Genomic DNA, 24,189 nt, shown 5'->3' on the forward strand with positions numbered 1-24,189 from the left:
GATCAGCCGGCTGCGATCCCATCGGCACCACGCCGTCGGGCATCTGTTCTCCGCCGAGCCATTTCACCCACTGCGCCGGTCCCGGCGCCGCGCCAACGTGATCAGGATCCGTCGACCCAGAAGTTCAACCCACACGACGACGAACCTCCGCGTCGCGGCGGCGGGATGAGTGCGCAGGATCTGTTGCGCCGTGAAGGCCGCCTGTAAGAGCTCGCTGATCGAACGTCGGCCTGTGTTCGTCGATTCACCCGAATCTCGACCACAGGCCGACGTTCGGCGCTAATCCCCCGGGTCGTCCGGCGGCGGCACCGCAACCACCGTCCCTTCGGCTTCCTCCTGCCTGGCCTGCTCGGCGTCGGGGTCGTCGGCCAGCAGCACCCGCGTCGCGCTGTTGATGAACGCCACCGTGGGCACCGCGAGCAGGGCACCGACAATGCCGGCCAGGACACCGCCGCCCGCGATGGCCAACACCACCGCCAGCGGGTGGATCGACACCGCACGGCCCATCACCAGCGGTTGCAGCACATGTCCCTCCAGCTGCTGCACCGCGATGATCAGCCCGAGCGTGATCAGGGCGTAGACAAACCCCTTGGCCAGCAGTGCCACCACCACCGCCAGGAATCCGGCGACCACCGCACCGACCAGCGGGATGAACGCGCCCATGAAAACCAGCGAGGCCAGTGGCAGCGCCAATGGGATACCCATGATCGCCAGGCCGGTGCCGATGCCGACCGCATCGACGAGGGCCACCAGGAACGTGGCTCGCATGTAGCCGCCCAGCGAGTGAAAACCGGCCCGCCCGGCGTCCTGGACCCGTTCACGCACATGGCCCGGGAACACCTTGGTGACGAACGCGAAGATGCTGCGCCCGCCCTGCAGCAGGAAAATCAGCGTGAACAACACCAACAGCGCGCCGGTGAGCAGCTCGGTGAGAGTGCCCGCGGTGGACAACGCCCCGGTGGTGAGTTTCTCCTGGTTGCGTTGCAGCGCCTCGATCGCGGTGTTGCCGGCCTGGTCGATCTGCTCCTTGCTCAGCTGCAGCGGACCGTTGATCAGCCAGTTGCGCAGCCCGTCGATGCTTCGGGTCACCTGTTCGACGAGTTGCGGTGCGCCCTCGATGAATTGGGAGATGACGAAGCTCAGGATGCCGCCCACCACCGCGAAACTCGCGAGCAACACCAGGGCGACGGCAGCACCGCGCGGGGCTCCCCGGCGGTCCATGAAGTCGACCGCGGGCAGCAGCAACGCCGCGACCATGGTGGCCAGTGCCACCGGCACCACGATCACCTCTAGGTGTTTGATCAGCCACAGCAGCGCCACCACGGCCGCCAGGATGACCAACAGACGCCATGACCACGCCGCGACCTTCCGGACGAACGGCGTAACGGCCTCATCAGCAACAGGGTCCAGTGCCATGTCGGTAGCGTAATGCGGCGCGCCGCCGTAACCGGTGAGGTCGTCGCGACCAGCGCGGTTACCCTGTAGGGCGTGTCACAGGACGCGCCGGCCGACACAGCCCGGGACCGGGCCGGCTCCACGCGCGGCAAGTACTGGTGGGTGCGCTGGGTGGTCATCGCACTCGCGGTGACGGTGCTCGCCGTCGAAGTGACCCTGGTCTGGGACCAACTGGCGAAGGCCTGGCGCAGCCTGCTCACCGCAAACGGGTGGTGGGTGCTGGCGGCAGTGGGCGCCGCGATGGCCTCGATGCACAGCTTCGCCCAGATCCAGCGGACGTTGCTGCGCTCGGCCGGGGTGCCCGTCAGGCAATGGCGCTCGGAGGCCGCGTTCTACGCCGGCAACGCGCTGTCCACCACCATGCCCGGCGGCCCGGTGCTCTCCGCGACGTTCGTCTATCGCCAACAACGCATCTGGGGCGCCTCACCGCTGGTGGCCTCGTGGCAGCTGGTGATGTCGGGGGTGCTGCAGATCGTCGGCCTGGCGCTGCTGGGCCTCGGTGGGGCGCTCATGCTGGGTGCCAGCAAAAACCCCCTGTCACTGATCTTTTCGCTCGGCGCGTTTCTGGCGATCATCCTGCTGGCCCAGGCGGTGGCGACCAGACCGGAATTGATCGACGGCATCGGCGCCAAGGTGTTGTCGTGGGTGAACTCGTTGCGCGGCAAGCCGGCCAACACCGGGCTGGCCAAGTGGCGCGAAATCCTGCAGCAACTCGAGTCGGTCAGTCTGGGCCGGCGGGATCTCGCGGTGGCGTTCAGTTGGTCGATGTTCAACTGGGTCGCCGACGTGGCCTGCCTGGCTTTCGCGTGCTACGCCGCAGGCGGTCATCCGTCGCTGGCCGGGGTCACCGTCGCCTACGCCGCGGCCCGGGCCGTGGGGTCCATCCCGTTGATGCCGGGCGGCCTGCTGGTGGTGGAGGCCGTTCTGGTGCCGGGTCTGGTCTCCTCCGGAATGACGCTGGCCTCGGCCATCTCGGCGATGCTCATCTACCGCCTGGTCAGCTGGATCTTCATCTCCACGATCGGCTGGGTGGTGTTCTTCTTCATGTTCCGCACGGAGAAGGACATCGATCCGGACGCCGGCGGGCCGGCAATGCGGCAAAGCGCCGGCGGGCCGGCAATGCGGCAAGACGCCGGCGGGCCGGCAATCCAGCCAGACGCCGGCGGGCCACCGATACAGCCACAGGATCCCGACTGCCCAAAACCCGAATCCGAGCGCTAGGAGACGTCATGCGAATCCGGTATCCGATCGCGGTGCTCGTGCTGACCCTCGCCGGGTGCTCGTCGGCGGAGACTCCGCAGTCGGAGTCGCCCACGACCACCACTCCGCCGCCGGTGGTCACCCCGGTGGTGGGATCGGTTCTGGCCGAACCGGTCCCGGTGGCGGCCACCGATGGCCGTACCCACCTGGCCTACGAGTTGATGCTGACCAACACCTCGCCGGGCGTCGTCACCCTCAATTCACTGAGCACCGCGACCGGCGACCGCAAGCTGCTGACCCTGTCCGGCGACAGCCTCAAATACTGGACCAGGGCCGTGGGTAACTCCGCTGTCGGAACCAATGTGCTCGGCCCCGGGCAGAGTGCCTACGTGTGGCTGGACGTGATCGCCGACGATCCGACGCAGGTGCCCACCGAGCTCACCCACGAACTCGGGATCACCGTGGCCAAACCGATGCCGCCACTTGTCCCGCCCACCCTGACCGAATCCGTGGCGCCCGTGTCGGTGCAGACCCGCAAGCCGGTGTCCATCTCCCCGCCGCTGACCGGCGACAACTGGGTCGACGCCAACAGTTGCTGTGATATGACGCCGCACCGCATGGCGCTCAACCCGATCAACGGAAAAGTCTGGGCGGCTGAGCGATTCGCGATCGACTACGTGCAACTCGGCGCCGACGGCCGGATCTTCGCCGGGGACCGGGCGAAGGTGGCGAGCTACCCGTATTTCGGCTCGGAGATCCACGCGGTCGCCGACGGGCCGGTGGTGGCGGTGCTCGACGGCCTCAACGAGCAGGTTCCCGGTGTCACGCCGAAGGGTCTGACCCTGCAGCAGTACGGCGGCAACCACATCGTGCAGGACATCGGTGACGGCAACTACGCCTTCTACGCGCATCTGCAGCCGAACAGCCTCAAGGTCAAGCCCGGTGACAAACTCAGCACCGGGCAGGTCATCGGCGCCCTGGGCAACTCCGGCAACTCCGATGCGCCGCATCTGCACTTCCATGTGATGGACGGGCCGGATCCGTTGGCGTCCAATGGCTTACCATTTACCTTCAAATCGTTCCGGCTGGATTCCCGGCTCACCTCGCTGAGCGCCGCCGACGCACTCTTCGACGGGAAGCCCGCCGCACGGCAACCGGGCTTCGCCGAGCGTGACCAAACCGACGTCAGCCCACTGGTACTGGATGTGATGACCTATGCGACGAGCTAGCGGCACGGCCTTCCTGGTCGACCTCATCTGTGTGGTGGCGTTCTGCACCATCGGCCGGCGTAGCCACGCCGAGGGCCTCACGGTGGCCGGTGTAGCCGAGACCGCGTGGCCGTTTCTGACCGGCACCGTGGTTGGTTGGTTGCTCTCCCGCGGCTGGCAGCGGCCGACGTCGTTGGCGCCCACCGGGATCGTGGTGTGGATCAGCACGGTGGTGGTCGGCATGGTGCTGCGCAAACTGACCTCCGCCGGCGTGGCCGTCAGCTTCATCATCGTCGCGTCCCTGACGACCGCGCTGCTGCTGTTGGGCTGGCGCGCGGTGGCGGCCGGGCTGCGGCGCCGTCAATCCGCCTGAGCCGCGTTCCCAGTCGATGAGCCCGACATGGCCACGGTCAACCTGGCCCGCAGACCACCGAGAGGTCCGTCGGACAACGTGATCTCGCCGCCGTGCAACTGAGCCTGTTGGGCCACCAGCGCCAGGCCCAGCCCGGAGCCGCCTGCCATCACGGTGCTGCCCCGTCGGAATCTGCCCAGGACGGTCTGGTGCTCCTCGACCGGTAGCCCGCGCCCGTTGTCGTCGACCGTGATGACCAGGAACTCGCTGTCGCGGTGCGCGGTCAGCACGATCCGGGTGGCCTCGCCGTGGACAACCGCATTGCGCACCAGGTTGTCCACCGCGATGCGCAGCCCGCCGGGCCAGCCCATCACCAGGCCGATGTCGTCGGCGACGTGGACGTCGATCCGGACATGCTCGCTGCCCCGGGCGTTCTCTCTGACCACCCGGTCGAGCAGATCGGCGATGTCGATCAGTTCGCGGTCCTCGGCCTGGGCAAGTTGGCCCGAGGCGAGCTGCCCCAGCGCGGTGATGATCGCCTCGACCCGGCGTTGTGCCCTGGAAAGATCGGCGACCACCTCGTCACGCTCGGACTCTGGCAGGTTGTGGATTCGCAGGGTGTCGAGATCTGCGCGCATCGCGGTCAGGGGGGTGCGCAGTTCGTGTGCGGCGTTGGCGGCGAAATCCTGTGCCGCCTGAAGGGAATTGGTGGTGGCGCGCTGCGCGGCAGCCAGCCGGGTGAGCATGCCCGCCATGGCCTCCGACAGGTCCTCGGCCTCCCGTACGCCGCGCACCTTCGGCATCGTGTCGGTGCCGCTGTCCAGTTTCGAGGTGTGCTCGGTGAGCTTGCGCAGCGGTCTGATGGCCGGACCCGCCAACAGCCAGCCCAACCCACCGGCCACCAGGACGGTGGCCACACCGAACGCGCTGTACAGCGGAATCCTGTTGGGGCTCAACAAGATACTGTCGGCACGGATACCGATGGACATCAACACTCCGCCGTGCTGGTCCACGTGGACGGTGCGAACCCGGTAATCGACGCCGTTGACCTCGACGGTCTCGGTTCCCGGCGGCAGCTCGGGCAACTGGAAGCCCCGCTGGAACACCACCTGCCCCGTTGAACGCGACCGGCCGGTGGTCAACACGCCACGCGTCGGATCCTGGAGGTGCTCGGGGTTGATGCTGGCGTCGACGATCGAATCGAGCCTGCGGTCCAACTGCGCAGAGTCATTGTTTGCCAACACCACTGACGTCAGGATGGTGAACACCGCGACGACCGCCGCGGCGGCCAGCGCCGAGGCCACCGCGACCCTGGTGCGCAGCGACGCGGAACGGATGAAGCCGAAGATCCGCACCTACTGCTGGTTCCTCACGGCATCTGGTTCCCCCACCGAATCGATCATCTGGCCCTCAGGCATCTTCCCGCAGCACGTACCCGATCCCCCGGACGGTATGGATCACCCGGGGCACATCGGGGCGCTCGAGCTTGCGCCGCAGATACGAGATGAACACGTCGGCCACGTTGGTATCCACGTCGAAGTCGTATCCCCAGACCAGCTCGAGGAGTCGCTGCCGGGACAGGACCACGCCGGTGTTCTCCGCCAACACGGCCAGCAGATCGAACTCCCGCTTGGTCAGGTCGACACGATCGCCGCCGACGAACACCAACCGCCGCGCGGTGTCGATGGTCAACGCCCCGACGGTCATGGTGTCCGACGGACGGTCGGTGTGGCTCGCCCGACGCAACAACGCGTTGAGACGTGCCACGAGTTCACCGAGGTCGAACGGTTTCGTCAGGTAGTCGTCCGCACCGGCTTCCAGTCCCGCGATGCGGTCGTTGACCGTGTCACGCGCCGACAACACGCAGATGGGGATCTCGTTACCCAGTGCCCGCAGGGCGGTGACCACGGCGACGCCGTCGAGTTCCGGCATCTGGACGTCGAGAACGAGCGCGTCGTGCGACTCGTTCGACAACAGGCGCAGTGCCTCCTTGCCGGACGCCGCGACCCGGACGTCGAACCCCGAATGCCGCAATCCGCGGGCCACCGAAGTGCGCACATCCGGGTCGTCGTCGACCATCAGCACCGTGCGGTTCACGCTCTCGGGTGTCACGTGTCCTTCGCCGCTGGCGGGGGTAGCTTCCACCCGCACTCGGTTACGGGATGGAGGGAGCCGGAGCTTCGCCGCAGCGGTTCTTCAGGTCTACCAGCGGCTGGCGGATACCGGTCAGCTCGGCCTTGGTCTGCGGGTTTGCTTCGAGGTAGTCGTGCACCTTGGTCTTGACCTCCTCGCGCGGCAGGCCTTCCAGGCTGGTGAAGAAGTTGTTCACATCGGGATGGGTGAACAGGTAGGCCGAAGTCGATGCCGATACGCCCGAAGCCACGCCTGCCAGATCGGCTGCGCTGCAGTTGGGAGGGTTGTTCGCCGGGTCGTCGGCAAGCGCCGACGGGATGGCGCCGAACAGCATCGCACCGGCTACAGCGCCGGCGCCGGCCACGCCAGCTACCACGCGCCGCGCATTTCGGGCCGAGAGCAACATGGTCAAGCTCCTTCATCGGATGGGGAAGGCCGTAACCCCAAACGGTTATCGGCTCAAGAAAGCTAAGCAGAATCCGTGACGACTTTCCTGCCTTGTGCGCAAACCGTCACGCCGGGCCGCGAACCCGCAGCTCAACGGTGTCGCCGCCGCGACGCGACGACGGAGGAGCTAGCGCGTCGAGGCCGTCGCGGGTCCCGGAAGCGGACCGGAGCCCGGTCGGACGGCCGAGGCCGCAGGAGATTGCGCAGGCATCGCGACGCCGGGCACTCCGACGTTCTGCGCCGAGGGCAGCGCCCCCGGCAAACCACTAGTGGCTGCCCCGGTCTGTGATTGGGTGGCCTGCACCAGCCCCATCAGCTGCGGCAGCGTGACCGGCAACTTGCAACGCGCTCCCAGGACGGTCAGGGGCTGCTGCAACTGCTGGATGTCCTTGGCAGCCTGCGGGTTGGCATCGAAGTAGGTCTTGAGCGCCGCGATCGACTGCGCTCCGCCCTGCTGCTGACTGATGGTGGTCAGAGCCTGGTTGGTCTGCGGATGGGTATCGAGGTAGTTGCCGATGTTGGTGGCCACCCCGCCCGCGGTTCGGGCGACCTCACTGGCCGCGCACGGATCGCTCGCAGCCGTGGCCGACGGGACCATGAGCGCGGCCGCCGTCGCACCGCCTGCCGCGATCGCCGCGAACGCGACGGCCAGCGAGCGGCGCAATCCACCGTTGGTCGGTTGCACTGGGAGAACTCCTTCAGCGTGGGCCCCGGCGCACACGTCAGCCGGGGTCGTCTTTGGCTATGTCGCCGGACAGCGCTGTTCTGTTAGCGACGGTGACGTAACGCTATCGGGGCCAGCTGTGGATATTGCTGTGAGAAGTCTCAGGGCGATCTCAGAACCCGCAGAGAGCGGGCCACATTACACCTCTAGAGGTACGCTCTGGCTGACACAAGCCAGGACACGCCCAGCCACGTCGGGGGGAGAAAGCGGGGACCTCGCATCCAGCAGTTCATGATGCGCTTGAGCAGCTATCTGCGCAGATTCCGCTGGGCGGTTTTCGCGACATGGTTGTTGCTTCTGGTGCCCTCGATCTACCTCGCGATCAACCAGTCGTCCAATCTGACCGGCGGCGGTTTCGACGTCGAGGGTTCACAGTCGCTCCACGTCCAGCGGCAGCTCGAGGAACATTTCCCGGATCAGGGCGCGTCCCCGCTTGCCCTGATCGCCTCTCCCCGCGCGGACGCCTCGTTCCAGGACATGAACGCCGCGGTGGCCACGCTGGAGAAGATCGCGGGCCAGGTGCCCAGCGTCAAGATCGTCCCGAATCCGCAACAGCCCGCCCCGCAGCCGGATCGGCCCTACGTCATCACCCTGCAGCTGGACTTCAACAACACCGGTGCGGTGGACGTGGCCAAACAGCTGCGCCAGAAGGTCGGGGTGCACGGCGAAGACCCCGGTGAGAGCGAGAACGGCAAGGTCAAGTTCTACGTCATCGGGCAGGGTGCCCTCGGCGCGGCCGCCACCCAGGCAACCAAGCACGACATCGCCGCCGCCGAGAAGTGGAACCTGCCGATCGTGTTGATCGTGCTGTTGGCGGTGTTCGGCTCGCTGGCCGCCGCGGCGCTGCCGCTGGTGCTCGGTATCTGCACGGTCGTGGTCACCATGGGCCTGGTCTATCTGCTGTCGATGTACACGCAGATGAGCGTGTTCGTCACCTCGACGGTGTCGATGTTCGGCATCGCCCTGGCCATCGACTACTCGCTGTTCATCCTGATGCGGTACCGCGAGGAATTGCGCGCCGGCCGCGACCCGGCCGATGCGGTCGACGCCGCGATGGCCACCTCCGGTCTGGCGGTGGCCCTGTCGGGCCTCACCGTGATCGCCTCGGTCACCGGCATCTACATCATCAACACCCCGGTGCTGGTGTCGATGGCGACCGGCGCGATCCTGGCCGTCTCGGTCGCGGTCCTGACCTCCACCACACTGACCCCGGCGGTGCTGGCGACCTTCGGCCAGGCGGCGGCCAAGCGCTCGTCGTACCTGCACTGGTCGCGTCGCGCCGAGGCCACCCAGTCGCGGTTCTGGACCCGCTGGACCGGCGCGGTGATGCGGCGCCCGTGGGCCTCGGCCGTCGGGGCGACGATCCTGCTGCTGATCCTGGCGGCGCCGGCGTTCGGCATGGTGCTGGGCAACAGCATGCAACGCCAGTTCGAGCCCACCCACGAGATCCGCGGCGGGGTCAACGCGGCCGCCGACGCTCTGGGTCCCGGCGCGCTGGGCCCGGTGCGCGTGCTGGTGACATTCCCCGAGGGAACCGCCGACGGACCCAAGGGCACCGCCGCGCTCGACGCCGTTCGCCAGGAGATGACCAAGGCGCCCAACGTGGTCAACGTGCAGCCCCCCGTGTTCGCCGACAACAACACCAGCGCTCTGCTGTCTGCTGTGCTGGCGGTCGATCCGGAAGACCTGGCCGCGCGCGAGGCCGTCGACTGGATGCGGGACAACCTGCCGGCGGCGGCCGGGTCGAACGCACGGATCGACGTCGGCGGTCCCACCGCGCTGATCAAGGACTTCGACGACCGGGTGTCGAGCACCCAGCCGCTGGTCTTCCTGTTCGTCGCGCTCATCGCCTTCGTGATGTTGTTGGTGTCGATCCGGTCGGTGTTCCTGGCGCTCAAGGGTGTGCTGATGACGGTGCTGTCGGTGGCCGCGGCCTACGGCAGCCTGGTGGTCGTCTTCCAGTGGGGCTGGTTCGAGGAGCTGGGCTTCGAGAAGATCAGCTCACTCGACAGCACCGTTCCGCCATTGGTGCTGGCGATGACCTTCGGCCTGTCGATGGACTACGAGATCTTTTTGCTCACCCGGATTCGGGAGCGGTTCCTCCAGACCAACAGCACCCGTGACGCGGTCGCCTACGGGGTCAGCACCAGCGCGCGCACCATCACCAGTGCCGCGTTGATCATGATCGCCGTGTTCATCGGGTTCGCTTTTGCCGGCATGCCGCTGGTGGCCCAGCTGGGCGTCGCCTGCGCGGTGGCCATCGCGGTCGACGCGACCGTGGTCCGGCTGATCCTCGTGCCCGCCCTGATGGCCATGTTCGACGAGTGGAACTGGTGGCTGCCGCACTGGCTGGACAAGCTGCTGCCCGAGGTGGACTTCGAGAAACCGTTGCCCAAGGTTGAGGTCACGGATCTGGTGATCATCCCCGACGACATTTCCGCGCTGGGCCCGAGCGGATCAGACCTGCGCATGATGGTCCGAACTGCCGCCCGGATGAAACATCTTGCCCCACAGACGATCATCGTCACCGATCCGCTGGCCTTCAGCGGCTGCGGCAAACCGTCTGCGCGGCTGGCGGCGCGGCGGCCGGGCGGACCGAAGCGCTGCCCCGGCGTGCATCCAGTGACGATGTGGCGGGGCAGGCTGTCGGTAGCCGTGGACGCGCTCGAGGCCGAGGCGGACGCGCAGCGGGCACCGATGGAACGCCTTGGCCCCGTCGAGACCACCAATGTGCAACTGCCGACGGGGGATCGGCTGCAGATCCCGACCGGCGCCGAAACGCTGCGGCTGAAAAGTTATCTGGTGATGTGTCGTAACAGCACCAAGGACTTCGAAGAGTTTGCTGATCTTGTCGAGTCGATGGAAACCGAGACCGCAGCTCTGGTGTTGTCGGGCATGGACCGGTATTACTGTGGGCAGAACCCGAAGAGCAGATGGGTGGCCACGCAGCTGGTGCGGCGGCTGGCCGACCCGCAACCGTCCGATGAACACGAGTTCGCGATGTCGGACCCGGATGCAGCTGCCGAATGGGAGAAGGTCAGGCAGCGCTGCCTGTCAGTTGCGGTAGCGATGCTGGAGGAGGCGAAGTGACGTTGGCCCCCGACGTCCGGGAACCGAGGGATGCGCGGATTGCGCGTCGCGACGAGATTCAGCCGGTTCAATCGTCCGCTCGACGCCCCCAGGGACCGCAGGCCCAACGCACCGCCGCGCCGCGCGCCTCGGCCCAACGCACCACCACGCAACGTGCCAACGCCCAGCGACCGGCGTCGACTCAACGACCCGCATCCGCTCAACGCGACGCTTCGGCTCCGCGCTCGACATCACAGCGCGATACCGCGTCACGCACTTCCGGGCAACGCAGTTCGGCACAACGCTCCCAGAATGCGTCCACCCAGGTACAACGGAAACAGGAGCAACGCACTCCTGGGCACGACACCAAGGGACAAGGAACGCAGACGTCACGCACACCGGTACAGCGCTCACAGCAGCCGGCACAGCCACGACCACCGCGTCAGGGCCAGGCCGCGCCGCAGCAGCGTCAGCCCGCCTTCGACGACCGGCCGGTCGAGTACTGGCCGACCGCGGCGATCCGTGCCGCCCTGGAGACCGACGACATGGCGGTCTGGCAGCGCATCGTCGCTGCGATCAAGCGTGACCCCTACGGCCGCACTGCCCGTCAGGTCGAGGAAGTGCTGCAGACCGCCCGCCCCTACGGGGTGTCCAAGGCGCTGTCGGAGGTCCTGGTGCGCACCCGTGAGCACCTGGAAGCCACCGAGCGCGCCGAGGTGGCCCACCAGATCCAGGCCATGCTTCGCCGGTCCGAACTGCAGGCACCCGAGTTCGCCTCGCGCATCGGGATATCGAACGAGTCCTTCGCCGACTATCTGGAGGGCACCACCAGTCCGCCGGCCTCGCTGCTGCTGCGCATGCAGCGCCTCTCGGACCGGTTCGCCAAGCTCTCCGCGCAGCGTCAGGCGAAGTAGCCCGGGTCGGTTGGGCCACTTCGCCCTGACGGTTCGCTGAGGCTCAGCGGGAGTGCAGCGGGGTGACATTCTCGACGAGCCAACGCCCGTCGCTCTTGCTCAAGGCCACCCGCAGCGCCATGACCGCATTGTCGGTGGGTTTGCCCGGAGCACTCTGGGTTCCGCGCAGCACCACGGCCACACTGGCCACCTGCGGGCCGAGCGCCTCCACCCCGGCTGAAACGGTGGCCGCTGTGGCGGACACGTTCTTGCTCGCCAATTCCTTTGCGACATTGGCGAATTCGTTCTTGAACTGCTGAGCCTCATCCGGCGACATCATCGCCGTCGCGCGGTCGATCGAGGAGGTCGGGCTCTGCGGGCTGAACGTGGCGGTGGCCTCCGAGACGCTGCTGGCGATGCGCACCACCTCGTCACGGTCGTTGTTGAAGGTGCGGTCGGGCACCGTCCAGCGCAGGTACCCCACCGTCACCGCGGCCACCACGGCGGCGGCTGCCACGCCCGCGACTGCGAGACGCAGCCCGGGGGCATCGTCATCGGTGCCCAGTGTCACGCCGTCGCGCCGGGCCAGCACGACGTTGACGATGACGCCCTGCACGATCAGCAGGCACAGCACCGAGCACAGCGACACCCACCACAGCGGCCAGGACAGCGCCAGCCCGATGTAGAGCACCGCCGCGATGGCGGCCAGCGGGGCGGCGATATCGAACGCCAGGACACGCAATCGGTTCCTCATCGGATCGGCTCCAACCGCGAGACCATCAGGTTGCCGTCGACGTCGGAGACGTCCAGCCGCAGGTTCCAGCGCACGGTCTGTGGCTTGTCGCTGCCGGCGTTCTCACTGACCGAGGTGGCCACCACGAGCACGGTGTCGGTGCGCGACACCATCCCTGCGAGCTCCGGCTTGGGCGCGGGCACCGGCCGACCGTCCGGGCCCGGCGGCGGGTGGTACAGCGATTCGATGGCCACCGAGTCGATCTGGCCGGTGGTGCGGGCCTGCAGCCGCTGCACCAGATCGCGGTAGGGCTGCACGGCCGCATCGAAGTCAGCGTTGAGCTGACCGACCGTGCCCTCGCGCAGCTTCTGCATACCGGCCTCGACGGAGTCCTTGTTGATGTTGATCAGGATGTTGGTCCAGTCGGCGGCCGCCCGAAGCACCCGGGTCTGGTACGCGCGTTCGTCGGCTTCACTGCGATGGCCGGTCCACACCATCGCGGCCAGGACCACCGCGGCGACGGCGATCAGGCCCGCGACCGCCGAGGCGAAGCCGAAGCCGGTGAAGACACCGCCGGAATGATCGCCGGTACTGTCCTTGCTGACCTTGCTGTCCTTGCTCGGCGCCTCGGGCATGGCCGTGAGGGTACCGGCAGCCGAACCGTCCCAGCGCACCCGCAGCCGTCTGGAAGAATGTCGGGGTGACGGTAGAAGCGATCAAGTCGGGTATCGACCTGAGCCATGTCGACCCGCAGGCACGCCCGCAAGACGATCTGTTCGGCCACGTCAACGGCCGTTGGCTGACCGACTACGAGATACCTGCCGACCGCGCCACCGATGGCGCCTTCCGGCTCCTGCACGACCGCGCCGAGGAACAGATCCGCGATCTGATCACCCAGGCAGCAGCGTCCGGCGCCGAGCCCGGCACCGACGAGCAGCGGATCGGCGATCTGTACGCCAGCTTCATGGACGAGCAGACCATCGCCACGCGCGGCCTGGCACCGCTGCTGGCCGAGCTCGCCCTGATCGACGGCGCGGCCGACAGCAATGCGCTGGCCTCGGTGCTGGGCGGCCTGGAGCGCACCGGGGTTTCCGGTGGAGCCGGCGTATATGTGGACACCGATTCCAAGGACTCGACGCGCTACCTGCTGCACATGAGCCAGTCCGGCCTCGGGCTGCCCGACGAGTCCTACTACCGCGACGAGCAACACGCCGAGATCCTGGCGGCCTACCCCGGCCACATCGCCCGGATGTTCACGCTGGTCTACGGCGCAGACACCGCGGAGGCACAGACCGAGACCGCGGCCCGGATCGTCGCGCTCGAATCCAAACTGGCCGCGGCCCACTGGGATGTGGTCAAGCGCCGCGACGCCGACCTCACCTACAACCTGCGCACCTTCGCCGACCTGTCCGGCGACGCCCCCGGCTTCGACTGGACCGGCTGGCTCGGCGCCCTCGGCACCACCCCCGAGAAGGTCTCCGAGTTGGTGCTGCGTCAGCCCGACTACGTGACGGCGTTCGCCGCGCTGTGGGCGAGCGAGGATCTTGAGGACTGGAAGGCCTGGACCCGCTGGCGCGTCATCCATTCGCGCGCCGGCCTGCTGACCGACGACCTGGTGGCCGAGAACTTCGATTTCTACGGCCGCACCCTCAGCGGCACCGAGCAGAACCGCGACCGGTGGAAGCGCGGCGTCTCTCTGGTGGAGGGCCTGATGGGCGATGCGCTGGGCAAGCTCTACGTCCAGCAGTACTTCCCGCCGGAGGCCAAGGCCCGGATGGACGAGCTGGTGGCCAACCTGCGCGAGGCCTACCGGGTCAGCATCAACGAGTTGGACTGGATGACGCCGGAGACCAGGGCCAAGGCGCTGGTGAAGCTCGACAAGTTCACCCCCAAGATCGGGTATCCGGCCCGCTGGCGCGACTACTCGGCGCTGGTGGTCGAGCGCGACGACCTGTACGGCAACTACCGCCGGGGCCACGTGGTGAACTCCGACCGCGAACTGGCCAAGCTGGGTGGGCCGGTGGACCGCGACGAGTGGTTCATGACGCCGCAGACGGTCAACGCCTACTACAACCCGGGAATGAACGAAATCGTCTTTCCCGCAGCCATTCTGCAGCCGCCGTTCTTCGACGCCGAGGCCGACGACGCCGCCAACTACGGCGGGATCGGCGCGGTCATCGGGCACGAGATCGGCCACGGTTTCGACGACCAGGGCGCCAAGTACGACGGTGACGGCAACCTGGTGGACTGGTGGACCGATGCCGATCGCGCCGAATTCGGGGTCCGCACAAAGGCTTTGATCGACCAGTACGAGCAGTTCACGCCGCGCGGACTCGATGGCTCGCACCATGTGAACGGCGCGTTCACCGTCGGGGAGAACATCGGCGACCTCGGCGGGCTGTCCATCGCGCTGCTGGCCTACCAGCTGTCACTGAAGGGCCAGGAGGCCCCGGTGATCGACGGACTCACCGGCGTGCAGCGCGTCTACTTCGGCTGGGCACAGGTGTGGCGGACCAAATCTCGTGACGCCGAGGCGATCCGGCGCCTGGCCGTGGATCCTCACTCACCGCCGGAGTTCCGCTGCAACGGCGTCATTCGCAACATCGACTCCTTCTACGAGGAATTCGACGTGGCCGACTCCGACGAGCTGTACCTCGAGCCGGACCAGCGGGTCCGGATCTGGAACTGACGTACCCGCGAGCAGACGCAAAACTGCCCCTTTTCAATTGAAAAGGGGCAGTTTTGTGTCTGCTCGGCAGGCAGGTGTTAGAACATCTGCCAGTCGGAGGCACCGTCAGGCGTGTTGTACCAGCCGCCACCGGTGTTCTTGATCACGACCGGGTCGCCGCTGCCGAAGTTGTCGTAGAACCACTTGGCGTTCTCGGCGCTGAGGTTGATGCAACCGTGGCTGACGTTGCTCCGGCCCTGCTGGGCGACCGACCACGGCGCGCTGTGCACGAAGACGCCGCTGTTGTCGATGCGGACAGCGTCCTTCACCTTGAGCTTGTAGCCCTCCTTGGAGTCCACCGGCACACCGTAGGTGGATGAGTCCATGACGATGTCAGGGAACTTCTCCAGCACGTAGTAGGTGCCGTTCTTGGTCTCATGCTTGCCGTCGGGCTTGCCCATCGACACCGGGAAGGTCTTCTCCAGCTTCCCGTTGCGCATGATCTCCATCTGGTGGGCCTTGTCGTCGACCGTCGCCACCAGGTAGTCGCCGACCCGGAAGCTCGACTTGGTGCCGGCCGCGTCGATGTTCACCACGGTGTTGGACGGCCAGAAGTCCTGCGGGCGCCAGCGCAGCTGGGTGTCGGTGACCCAGTAGAAGCGGCCTGCCACCGGCGGGTTCGAGGTGATCCGAATGGCGTCCTGGGCCATCTGCCGGTTGGCGATCGGCCGTTGGAAGTTGATGTAGATGGGCTTGGCGACGCCGACCATCGACCCGTTGACCGGGTTGAACGACGGCGGCAGGAACGGTGCTTCGCCGGTGAACGGCTCGGAGCTCTGCCCGGGCGCGTTGCCCTCGGTGAACGGGACGGTCGGGGAGCCGTAGTTGACGATCGGCGCGGGCGTCGACGGAGCGCCCGGGGCGACGGCGGCCGGAGCTGCCGGGTCGGCAGGCAGCGGCGGGATGTACGCGCCGGGCGGGGGGCCCGGAACAGCGGGGTCGACGGGCGCCGGCGGCGCCTCGGGGTCTGCGTATGCGGACGGGCTGAGCACCAGCCCACCGAACAGCCCCGCAGCCATGAAAGCAGTGATCAGTCGACGTTTTGCCGATTTCGGCATGAGTAACCTCCAGACAGCACAACTCGCTCCAGTCTCTCACAGCACCATGACCAGCTACCGCCGCGAGAAGGTGCCATCCCCCGACAGCGACCGACTGCACGGCGCTGAACTGCGGTGTTTATCGACTGTGAGCGTGCTCGCGTTACTTCTCCGTGGTGGGGCAGGAAACTACGAATACGCCGCGGGACGACGCGACGCCACACATCGAAACGATGATCAGGGCCGCAGCCGCGGCCACTGTCGGCGCCGCTCCGCCGTGGTCATAGATCCCGCCGCCGATCAGCGCACCGCCCATGATGCCGATCTGGAAGGCCGCGACATACAGGCCGGAGGCTCGGTCGGGGTCCTCCGGAGAGGTACGCATCGCCGAGGCCTGCAGCATCGGCGGCAACGCTGTGGAGGCGGCGCCCCAGGCCACGATGGCCAGCGCACCGAGCACCAGAGCCACCCGACCTGGGTCGTGCTCGACGGCCAGTACCGACAGCGTCAGCAGCGCGGCGGCCAGCACCGTGAGGCACCCCAGCACCGACGCCTTCGGCCACAGGTCCAACGGCCGGGCCATTGCGGCCATCCCGGCCAGACCCGCGACCCCGAACGCCGCGAGCAGCCAGGCCAGATGTGGGCCGTGGATCCCGACCACGTCGCGGATGATCACCACGATGAAGGTGAAGGCGATGAAGTGCCCGGTGACACCGATCATCGTCACGGTGGACAGGATGAGCAGACGCCGGTTTCGTCGGCGTCCCTGCCCCGCGCCACCGACCGCGGTCGAGCCGGCCCCGGGCGCAAGCGGTGGCAGCGTCGTCCATGCGGCCAGCGCCACCACCGCCGCAGCCACGGCGATCACCACCACGGCAAGCCGCCAGCCCCACATTTCGCTCATCGCCGCGGCGAGTGGGTTGCCCACGACCAGGGCCAGACCGGTGCCGACATAGACCGCCGCGGTGGCCCGGCCGGCGTGACTGGCCGGGACCAACCGGGCACCGATCGGTGCGATCACCGACCACATCAGTCCATGGGCCAGCGCGCACAGCACCCGCCCACCGGCCAGCACCGCGAAGTTCGGGGCGAGCGCCGAGATCACCTGCGAGACGGTCAGGCACACCAGGGTGGCGACCAAGGTCCGGCGTCGCGGCCAGCGTGCCGTCAGCCGGACCAGCGCGACCGTGGTGAGTGCGGCGACCAGGGCGTAACTGGCCATCAGTGTGGCAACCAGGCCCTCACTGACCCGGAGGTCGGTGGCGATCGCCGGCAGGGCACCGACCGGGAGCATCTCGGCGGTGACGTAGATGAACGCCGCCGCCGCGAGAACGGCGAGTTGCGTGGCAACACGCGGTGTCCACGGGCTGGTGTGGGCGGAAAGCGATTCGCCGGTGACGCTGAAGGTCATTCTGGGATGCCACGGTAGTGCCATAACGTTGCCGTGCGTGGTTGCCGACCCGAGAGGATCCACAGTGGTTGCAGTGCCCGATGGATATGAAGACCTGTTGACGAGGCCGTTGTTCGGCCATCTGGCCACCACCAGGCCCGATGGCACCGTGCAGGTCAATCCGATGTGGTTCGAGTGGGATGGCACGTACCTGCGCTTCACCCACACCACCAAGCGCCAGAAGTACCGCAACGTGACGGCGCATCCCGAGGTGGCCATGTCGATCCACGATCCGGACAACCCGTACCGCTACCTGGAGGTGCGCGGCGTGGTGGACGAGATCGTGCCCGACCCGACGGCGGCGGTCTTCCTGGCCCTCAACGACCGCTGCAGCGGATCACTGAACGAGGTGCCGCCCGACGCCGCGGACCGGGTGATCCTGGCGGTCCGCCCGACGCTGTTCAGCAAGCACTGATCGGAGTTCGACCGGTGTCGTGAGTCCGCGCACAATCGACACTGTGATTGTCGCGTTCAGCATCAGCCCCGCCGGCGGGGACGAGTCCGGAAGTGTCAGCGCCGCGGTGGCCGAGGCCGTGCGGGTGGTGCGGGCCTCAGGCCTGCCCAACGAGACCAACGCCATGTTCACGAACGTCGAAGGTGAATGGGACGAGGTGATGGCCGTGGTGAAACAGGCCGTGGAGGTCGTCGCGGCGGTGTCCCCGCGGGTCAGCCTGGTGTTGAAGGCCGACATCCGGCCCGGATACACCGGGCAGCTCGCTGCGAAGGTCGAGCAGATCGAGCAGGCGCTGGGCGGCTAGCGCGGTTCCCGGTTGCCGTCGAACGGCTCCTCGGCCACGATCTGGACGTTGTCCTCGATCGGCGGGGTCCAGTTGCCTGCCATCGGCGCTCCGTATCGCGCCGCGTACGCCTCGCTCAGGTCGACCAGGTCCGGATCCTTGCGCCACCGCCGGATGCCCGTGACGACGATGAACACCACTGCCGCCACGATGAAGGCGACGAGTGCGAGCTTGAGGATCAGCACGGTCAGGAGCGGACCAGGCGGGCGATGGCAGCCGATGCCTCGGCCAGCTTGGCCTCTGCCTGGTCACCGCCCTCGGAGACCGCCTGCGTCACACAATGCCCGAGGTGCTCGTCGAGCAGACCCAGGGCCACGGATTGCAGAGCGCTGTTGACGGCGCTGATCTGGGTGAGCACGTCGATGCAGTACTTGTCCTCGTCGATCATCTTGGCGATGCCCCGGACCTGGCCTTCGATCCGGCGCAGCCGCTTGGCGTAGTTCTCCTTCTGCGCCGAGTAGCCATGTGCGCCCGAGCCGTCAGCCACGTCCATGAACCCCATCATACCGGTACCCCACCGGGGTATGCACGTCCGTTTGGCCGGGAGAAATGCTGCAAAACAACCCGGCGCTCGGCCGATACGCTGACTCCGATGACGATGCCACCCTGGCCTGGGCACCACGGCCAGCCGCCGGTGTATCCCGCACCGGGGTACCCGCCCGCCCAGCCGGCCCCATATCCCGTGGCCCCGGCTGCCCGCCGGAAATCTGCGGTCGGCACCACGGTCACCGTGGTCAGCGTGGTTCTCGCCGTGGCGCTGTGGATTGTCGCGGTGCTCGGTGCGGCCGCCGCCGCATGGCTGTCGTTGTTCTTCGCGATGTCGACCGATACCTGCCACGCCACCTGCGGCCCGACCCCTTATGACGATCAGGTCTATCCGACGATCTTCGGCTGGATCGGCGGCGGCCTGCTCGCCGGATTCGCCGGCAGCATCGTCATGGTCTTCTTCACCCGCCGCTGGCTGTGGGTGTGGCCGTTGGTGTCGATCGTGTGCACCGTGATCGGGTTCCTCATGGGGCTCGACCTGACCGTCAAGGCCACCGAGTGGACCGGCTGACCTGCGCCGCTCGGGCACGCTAAAGAATTTGGGCGGCTAACTAACCCGGGGGCATACTTACCTGCATGTCTTCCTCCGACCAGCCCGACATCAAGCCCCGCAGCCGCGACGTCACCGACGGCCTGGAGAAGGCCGCAGCCCGCGGAATGCTCCGCGCGGTAGGGATGGGCGACGACGACTGGGTCAAGCCGCAGATCGGCGTCGGCTCGTCATGGAACGAGATCACCCCGTGCAACATGTCGCTGCAGCGGCTCGCTCAGGACGTCAAGGCCGGTGTGCACGAGGCCGGCGGCTACCCGCTGGAGTTCGGCACCATCTCGGTGTCCGACGGCATCTCGATGGGCCACGAGGGGATGCACTTCTCGCTGGTCTCCCGTGAGGTGATCGCCGACAGCGTCGAGACCGTGATGCAGGCCGAACGCCTTGACGGTTCCGTGCTGCTGGCCGGCTGCGACAAGTCGATCCCGGGCATGCTGATGGCCGCGGCCCGCCTGGATCTGGCCTCGGTGTTCTTCTACAACGGCTCGATCATGCCGGGTGTCGCCAAGCTCACCGACGGCACCGAGAAGGAAGTCACCATCATCGACGCCTTCGAGGCCGTCGGGGCGTGCGTGCGCGGGCTGATGTCGCGGGAGGACGTCGACATCATCGAGCGCGCCATCTGCCCGGGCGAGGGCGCCTGTGGCGGCATGTACACCGCGAACACCATGGCGTCGGCAGCCGAGGCGCTCGGAATGTCGTTGCCGGGCAGCGCATCTCCGGTGGCCGTGGACAAGCGGCGCGGCGAGTTCGCCCGTAAGTCGGGTGAGGCCGTCGTCGAGATGCTGCGCCGCGGCATCACCGCGCGCGACATCCTGACCAAGGAAGCCTTCGAGAACGCCATCGCGGTCGTGATGGCGTTCGGCGGGTCCACCAACGCGGTGCTGCACCTGCTGGCGATCGCACGTGAGGCCGAGGTGGAGCTGACCCTGGCCGACTTCACCCGCATCGGCAACAAGGTGCCGCACCTGGCCGACGTGAAACCCTTTGGCCGCCACGTGATGAAGGACGTCGACGAGATCGGCGGCGTGCCGGTGGTCATGCGCGCACTGCTGGATGCCGGTCTGCTGCACGGCGACTGCCTGACCGTGACGGGTAAGACCATGGCCGAGAACCTGGCCCACATCGCGCCGCCGGACCCCGACGGCAAGGTGCTGCGTGCGATGAACAACCCGATCCACCCGACCGGCGGCATCACGATCCTGCACGGATCGCTCGCCCCAGAGGGTGCCGTGGTGAAGTCCGCGGGGTTCGAATCCGATGTTTTCGAGGGCACCGCAAGGGTTTTCGAGCGCGAGCGGGCCGCACTGGACGCGCTCGAGGACGGCACCATCACTCACGGCGACGTCGTGGTCATCCGCTACGAGGGCCCCAAGGGCGGACCGGGTATGCGCGAGATGCTGGCCATCACCGGCGCGATCAAGGGCGCCGGGCTGGGCAAGGACGTGCTGCTGATGACCGACGGCCGGTTCTCCGGCGGGACGACCGGCCTGTGTGTCGGGCACATCGCTCCGGAGGCCGTCGACGGTGGGCCGATCGCGTTCGTCCGCGACGGTGACCGGATCCGGCTCGACGTCGCCAACGGCACACTCGACATCCTGGTCGACGAGGCCGAACTCGCCGGCCGCAAGGACGGCTGGCAGCCGCTTCCCCCGACCTACACCACCGGCGTCCTGGCGAAGTACACCAAGTTGGTCCAGTCCGCCGCCGTCGGCGCCGTCTGCACGTAGGCCCCGGCAAAGCTCAGTGGTAGCGTGACGTCGGGCGTGCAGGAACGCCCGACGTCCGCTCGAAGAGGCCAAGCCTCCCTGCTCGTTGAGTTGCTCTGTGACCGACCTCTTCTCAGCCCGATTCGCGGACGCGGGCGTCTGAGAGGAGGCCGTCATGGCCAGCCGTCTGCCGAGCAACCCCTCGATCGAGCACCTCCGCGATGAAGCCCGCAGGCTGCAGCGCGCGAATCGCATCCCGCTGCACCAGGCGCAGCTGACCGTCGCCCGCGCCTACGGTTTCAGCAGCTGGCCCAGACTCGTGCACTATCTTCGTGACGCGGCCGAGCTCAGCATCGACCCAGGCGCGCTCGACGAGAACAACCTCGACACCGCCGATCGCTTCTGTTCGTGGGCATCATTGCGCTACAACGAAACCGATGCTCCGCCCCGGTGGCAGGCCGCTGCGAAGCTGCTCGGCTCCGACCGGAATCTGGTCGACGAACACATCTGGGCTGCAGCTTCGGCTGCGGATCCGGCCGCGCTGGCACAGCATCTGACGAACCGCCCGGCGCTCGCGAACACCAGCGGCGGACCGTTCGGCTGGGTTCCGTTGATGTACCTGTGCTATTCGCGGGTTCCGTTGGGCCGCAGCGCCGATGACGTCCTCAGCAGCGCGACACTGCTGCTCGACGCCGGCGCCGATCCGAATGCCGGGTACCTCTGGTGCGGGATGTCGACGCCCTTCACGGTGCTCACGGGTGTGTTCGGCGAGGGGGAACAGGGTCCGCGTCGTCAACCCCGGCATCGCTTCGCACCCGAGCTGGCCACGCTTCTGCTCGATCGCGGCGCACATCCGGCCGACCAACAGACGCTGTACAACCGGATGTTCCGCGCCGACGATTCCCATCTGGAACTGTTGTTCGCCCGCGGCCTGGCCGAGGCCGGACCGAGCCCGTGGGAGCTGAGGCTGGGCGAGGCCATGGAAACTCGTGCCGAGATGTGGAGCCGCCAGATCGGCTGGGCCGCCGAGCATGGCTTCACCGGCCGGCTCGACCTGCTGGCCCGGCACGGTATCGACGTATCCGGGGTGCGCGTCGTCGTCCCGGTGTTCCCCGACGATCCGAACGTTTTCGACGACGACGGCGCGACGCCCCTGCACCAGGCCGCCTGGTCCGGTGATCTCGAACTGATCCGACGACTCCTCGACGCCGGCGCCGACGCGACCATCACCGACCGCAGATTCGGCTCCACACCACTGGATTGGGCCGAGCATGCCTACCAGACCGAGGCGGCAGATCTGCTCAGAGGCGTCGTCACAGCCCCTTCGGACCCCGCCGGATGATCGCGGCGAGTTCCTCGCGTGAGCTGACGCCCACCCGCTGACAGGCCCGGTACAGATGGCCTTCGACGCTGCGCACCGACATGACCAGCCGTCCGGCGATCTGCTTGTTGCTCAGCCCCGCGACGACGAGTTCGACGATCTCGCGCTGCCTTCCGGTCAGCGGCTGTCCGGCGGGGTTGCGCAGCGCCGGAGTACACAGCCCGCCACATTCGTCGGCGCCCTCCTGGGCCAGCGCGGCGGCGTAGGCACTGCGCTTGCCCTGCCCGTGGCGGCCGAACGCGACCGCGGCCTGCGCCATCGCGTCGGCGGCGGTGGCCCGGTCACCGAGAGCCCGGTATTCCTTTGCGGCGGTGAGCAATCCGGCACCGTCATCGGCTGCGAGTGCCTCGATATGACCGGCCACCGTTTGGGCGAGCGGCAGTTTCAACGTGTCGGCCAGCTCGCGTGCGCGCGCCGCACCGGTGGTGTCGCCCCACTGGGCGGCCGTCTGCAGACACAGCAGTTCATGGGTCGGCTGCTCGCGTTGCCCGGCATCGCGTCCCGCTGCGCGGACCACATCGATGGCATCGGTCAGTGCACCGCCGGCCGCCAACGTCCACCCGGTGGCCACCGACATCGCGGTGTTCATGAATACGTAGTCGTCGGGCACCCGCCGCTCGGCGCAGGCCAGTGCCTCCTCCGCCGCGGCGGTCTGGCCGAGCTTGGCGTGCGCCTCAGCCAGCGAGAAACAGCTGGCAACCCGCAAACCCGTGGTGATCTCGTGTGTCTCGGCACCGGCGTAAGCCTCGTGCAGATGTTTGACGGCGGCACCGAGATCGGCGCGCACCAGTTCGGCGTGGCCCAGCAGGTGGGCGAGGTTGGCGTACACCAAGCCGGGCATGTCACGCGCCGATTCGTCGAGCCGGGCCGCCATCGCCGTGATGCTGTCGATACCGCCGGTCAACCGGCAGGCACGGGCGTGGACTGCGCCGAGCCAGAACCGCATGGGCGACGATTCGAACGACGAGGTGGCCCGTTCGATGGCCCGCTCCGCGACGTCGTTGATCTCTTCGACATGTCCGAGCGCGCCGAACGCCATCATCAAGGCAATCGAGGCCATCATCGCGTGTAGATCGGGAAGTCCGTCCGATTCCAGGGCGGTCCTGGCATTCTTCTCCGCGCTCACACAGTGGCCGAGCACGGCATCGACACAGGCCTGCATGGCCAGCCGTTCCATCCGCTGCTCATCGGATTCTACTGTGCCGGAAAGCTTTTCCAATATGTCACCGGCATCGCGCGGTCTGCTGAGTAGCCACGCCAGGTTGGCCGCCCGCACCGTCGCCCAGTGGTGGCTGTCCGGACGGCCGTCGGCGCTGATGTCCCGCAGTACGGCCTCGGCCTCCTCACCCCGGCTCAGCAGGATCAGCGTCATGGCCCGCATGGGCGCCGCCTCCGGTGCACCGCATTCGGCTGCGGCAGTGGCGAATCGGTCGGCGGCATCAGGGTCGAGCAGGACGGCAGCGCAGCGGGCGGCCGTGAGGTAGAGCTCCGGATCCGGCGGCAGGTCGGAGTGCAGGGCCAGCAACGCGCGGCGGACCGTCGCCCGCATATCTCCGTCGGCCTCCGACTCCAGCCGCCGCGCGAGTTTCCCCCGGATCCTCGACAGGTGCATCTGGTCAGGGTCGACCGCTCCGGGCGCGGACTGGTGGCGACCCTCGCGCATCCGTTGTACGGCGAATTGCGCAGGGCGACAGCCGGGGAGATGCACCTGTCGAGGATCCGGGGGAAACTCGCGCGGCGGCTGGAGTCGGAGGCCGACGGAGATATGCGTGCACCG

23 protein-coding genes and 1 pseudogene are annotated in these 24,189 nt (G+C 67.7%); 12 read left to right on the forward strand and 12 right to left on the reverse strand.

Annotated elements, in window-relative coordinates:
• A partial coding sequence (locus A5779_RS34275; RefSeq protein ID WP_131811619.1) for a hypothetical protein occupies positions 1–207 on the forward strand: 207 nt, incomplete at its 5' end.
• Between the two features lie 72 nt (positions 208–279).
• On the opposite strand, the gene A5779_RS09300 is transcribed toward A5779_RS34275, so the two are convergent.
• Positions 280–1,416 carry an AI-2E family transporter gene (locus tag A5779_RS09300; RefSeq protein WP_064881115.1) on the reverse strand — a complete coding sequence of 379 codons (1,137 nt, stop codon included), beginning with the start codon at positions 1,414–1,416 and terminating at the stop codon, positions 280–282.
• 72 nt (positions 1,417–1,488) lie between these two features.
• Here A5779_RS09300 and A5779_RS09305 point away from each other — a divergent pair, with 72 nt between their 5' ends.
• From A5779_RS09305 to A5779_RS09315, 3 genes are read left to right on the forward strand one after another with little or no spacing between them, the layout of a single operon-like run.
• Positions 1,489–2,676, forward strand: a complete 1,188-nt coding sequence (locus A5779_RS09305) for a lysylphosphatidylglycerol synthase transmembrane domain-containing protein (RefSeq protein WP_064881117.1) — start codon at positions 1,489–1,491, stop codon at positions 2,674–2,676.
• An 8-nt stretch (positions 2,677–2,684) separates the two neighbouring features.
• Positions 2,685–3,884, forward strand: a complete 1,200-nt coding sequence (locus tag A5779_RS09310; RefSeq protein WP_064881119.1) for a M23 family metallopeptidase — start codon at positions 2,685–2,687, stop codon at positions 3,882–3,884.
• Positions 3,871–4,236, forward strand: coding sequence for a DUF3054 domain-containing protein (locus A5779_RS09315; RefSeq protein ID WP_064881121.1), 366 nt, complete (start codon positions 3,871–3,873; stop codon positions 4,234–4,236). The genes A5779_RS09310 and A5779_RS09315 overlap by 14 nt, the downstream gene beginning before the upstream one ends.
• Here A5779_RS09315 and A5779_RS09320 read toward each other — a convergent pair.
• From A5779_RS09320 to A5779_RS09335, 4 genes are all read right to left on the reverse strand, one after another.
• Positions 4,224–5,570: a HAMP domain-containing sensor histidine kinase gene (locus tag A5779_RS09320; RefSeq protein ID WP_064881123.1), complete on the reverse strand. Its 1,347-nt coding sequence runs from the start codon at positions 5,568–5,570 to the stop codon at positions 4,224–4,226. The two genes, A5779_RS09315 and A5779_RS09320, sit on opposite strands and share 13 nt — an antisense overlap.
• A 55-nt stretch (positions 5,571–5,625) precedes the next feature.
• Positions 5,626–6,294, reverse strand: a complete 669-nt coding sequence (locus A5779_RS09325; RefSeq protein WP_167769574.1) for a response regulator transcription factor — start codon at positions 6,292–6,294, stop codon at positions 5,626–5,628.
• Between the two features lie 76 nt (positions 6,295–6,370).
• Positions 6,371–6,754, reverse strand: coding sequence for a heme-binding protein (locus A5779_RS09330; RefSeq protein WP_019346133.1), 384 nt, complete (start codon positions 6,752–6,754; stop codon positions 6,371–6,373).
• 168 nt (positions 6,755–6,922) lie between these two features.
• A complete protein-coding gene (locus A5779_RS09335) occupies positions 6,923–7,480 on the reverse strand; it encodes a hemophore (protein ID WP_064881125.1) in 558 nt (185 codons plus the stop codon).
• A gap of 270 nt (positions 7,481–7,750) precedes the next feature.
• Here A5779_RS09335 and A5779_RS09340 point away from each other — a divergent pair, with 270 nt between their 5' ends.
• Positions 7,751–10,609, forward strand: coding sequence for an MMPL family transporter (locus A5779_RS09340; protein ID WP_064881127.1), 2,859 nt, complete (start codon positions 7,751–7,753; stop codon positions 10,607–10,609).
• 452 nt (positions 10,610–11,061) lie between these two features.
• Positions 11,062–11,502 (forward strand): annotated as a pseudogene (locus A5779_RS09345) (hypothetical protein); the annotation flags it as partial.
• 43 nt (positions 11,503–11,545) lie between these two features.
• Here the strand turns inward: A5779_RS09345 and A5779_RS09350 are convergent.
• Complete coding sequence (locus A5779_RS09350) at positions 11,546–12,235, reverse strand: hypothetical protein (protein WP_064881131.1); 690 nt, start codon at positions 12,233–12,235, stop codon at positions 11,546–11,548.
• Complete coding sequence (locus A5779_RS09355) at positions 12,232–12,849, reverse strand: hypothetical protein (protein WP_055121009.1); 618 nt, start codon at positions 12,847–12,849, stop codon at positions 12,232–12,234. Before A5779_RS09355 ends, A5779_RS09350 begins: the two co-directional genes overlap by 4 nt.
• Before the next feature lie 65 nt (positions 12,850–12,914).
• Here A5779_RS09355 and A5779_RS09360 point away from each other — a divergent pair, with 65 nt between their 5' ends.
• Positions 12,915–14,903 carry a M13 family metallopeptidase gene (locus tag A5779_RS09360; RefSeq protein WP_064881133.1) on the forward strand — a complete coding sequence of 663 codons (1,989 nt, stop codon included), beginning with the start codon at positions 12,915–12,917 and terminating at the stop codon, positions 14,901–14,903.
• Positions 14,904–14,980: 77 nt separating this feature from the next.
• Here the strand turns inward: A5779_RS09360 and A5779_RS09365 are convergent, their stop codons facing one another.
• Positions 14,981–16,000, reverse strand: coding sequence for a L,D-transpeptidase (locus A5779_RS09365; protein ID WP_064881135.1), 1,020 nt, complete (start codon positions 15,998–16,000; stop codon positions 14,981–14,983).
• Between the two features lie 142 nt (positions 16,001–16,142).
• Positions 16,143–17,390: an MFS transporter gene (locus tag A5779_RS09370; protein ID WP_064881137.1), complete on the reverse strand. Its 1,248-nt coding sequence runs from the start codon at positions 17,388–17,390 to the stop codon at positions 16,143–16,145.
• A 64-nt stretch (positions 17,391–17,454) separates the two neighbouring features.
• Between A5779_RS09370 and A5779_RS09375 the strand changes: the two genes are divergently transcribed.
• Entirely contained in the window at positions 17,455–17,844 is a 390-nt protein-coding gene (locus tag A5779_RS09375) for a PPOX class F420-dependent oxidoreductase (RefSeq protein ID WP_064881140.1), read from the forward strand.
• Between the two features lie 43 nt (positions 17,845–17,887).
• Entirely contained in the window at positions 17,888–18,187 is a 300-nt protein-coding gene (locus A5779_RS09380) for an MTH1187 family thiamine-binding protein (RefSeq protein WP_064881147.1), read from the forward strand.
• On the opposite strand, the gene A5779_RS09385 is transcribed toward A5779_RS09380, so the two are convergent.
• Both A5779_RS09385 and ricR read right to left on the reverse strand, forming a co-directional pair.
• On the reverse strand, positions 18,184–18,411 hold the full coding sequence (locus A5779_RS09385) for a hypothetical protein (RefSeq protein WP_064881142.1): 228 nt from the start codon (positions 18,409–18,411) through the stop codon (positions 18,184–18,186). The genes A5779_RS09380 and A5779_RS09385 overlap by 4 nt on opposite strands.
• Positions 18,412–18,413: 2 nt before the next feature.
• Positions 18,414–18,719: a copper-sensing transcriptional repressor RicR gene (ricR, locus tag A5779_RS09390; protein ID WP_064881149.1), complete on the reverse strand. Its 306-nt coding sequence runs from the start codon at positions 18,717–18,719 to the stop codon at positions 18,414–18,416.
• A 99-nt stretch (positions 18,720–18,818) separates the two neighbouring features.
• Here ricR and A5779_RS09395 point away from each other — a divergent pair, with 99 nt between their 5' ends.
• The 3 genes from A5779_RS09395 to A5779_RS09405 all read left to right on the forward strand — a co-directional run bounded on the left by A5779_RS09395 (position 18,819) and on the right by A5779_RS09405 (position 22,373).
• Positions 18,819–19,283 carry a hypothetical protein gene (locus tag A5779_RS09395; protein ID WP_131811620.1) on the forward strand — a complete coding sequence of 155 codons (465 nt, stop codon included), beginning with the start codon at positions 18,819–18,821 and terminating at the stop codon, positions 19,281–19,283.
• Positions 19,284–19,348: 65 nt separating this feature from the next.
• Positions 19,349–21,052, forward strand: coding sequence for a dihydroxy-acid dehydratase (gene ilvD, locus A5779_RS09400; RefSeq protein WP_064881144.1), 1,704 nt, complete (start codon positions 19,349–19,351; stop codon positions 21,050–21,052).
• 154 nt (positions 21,053–21,206) lie between these two features.
• Positions 21,207–22,373 (forward strand): ankyrin repeat domain-containing protein, encoded by a 1,167-nt coding sequence (locus tag A5779_RS09405; protein ID WP_064881145.1) that lies wholly within the window; start codon positions 21,207–21,209, stop codon positions 22,371–22,373.
• On the opposite strand, the gene A5779_RS09410 is transcribed toward A5779_RS09405, so the two are convergent.
• A complete protein-coding gene (locus A5779_RS09410; RefSeq protein WP_236734708.1) occupies positions 22,345–24,024 on the reverse strand; it encodes a helix-turn-helix transcriptional regulator in 1,680 nt (559 codons plus the stop codon). The genes A5779_RS09405 and A5779_RS09410 overlap by 29 nt on opposite strands.
• Positions 24,025–24,189 lie beyond the last annotated feature (165 nt).

The sequence above is a fragment of the Mycolicibacterium peregrinum genome (genome assembly GCF_001665625.1).
Taxonomy (GTDB): domain Bacteria; phylum Actinomycetota; class Actinomycetes; order Mycobacteriales; family Mycobacteriaceae; genus Mycobacterium; species Mycobacterium peregrinum_B.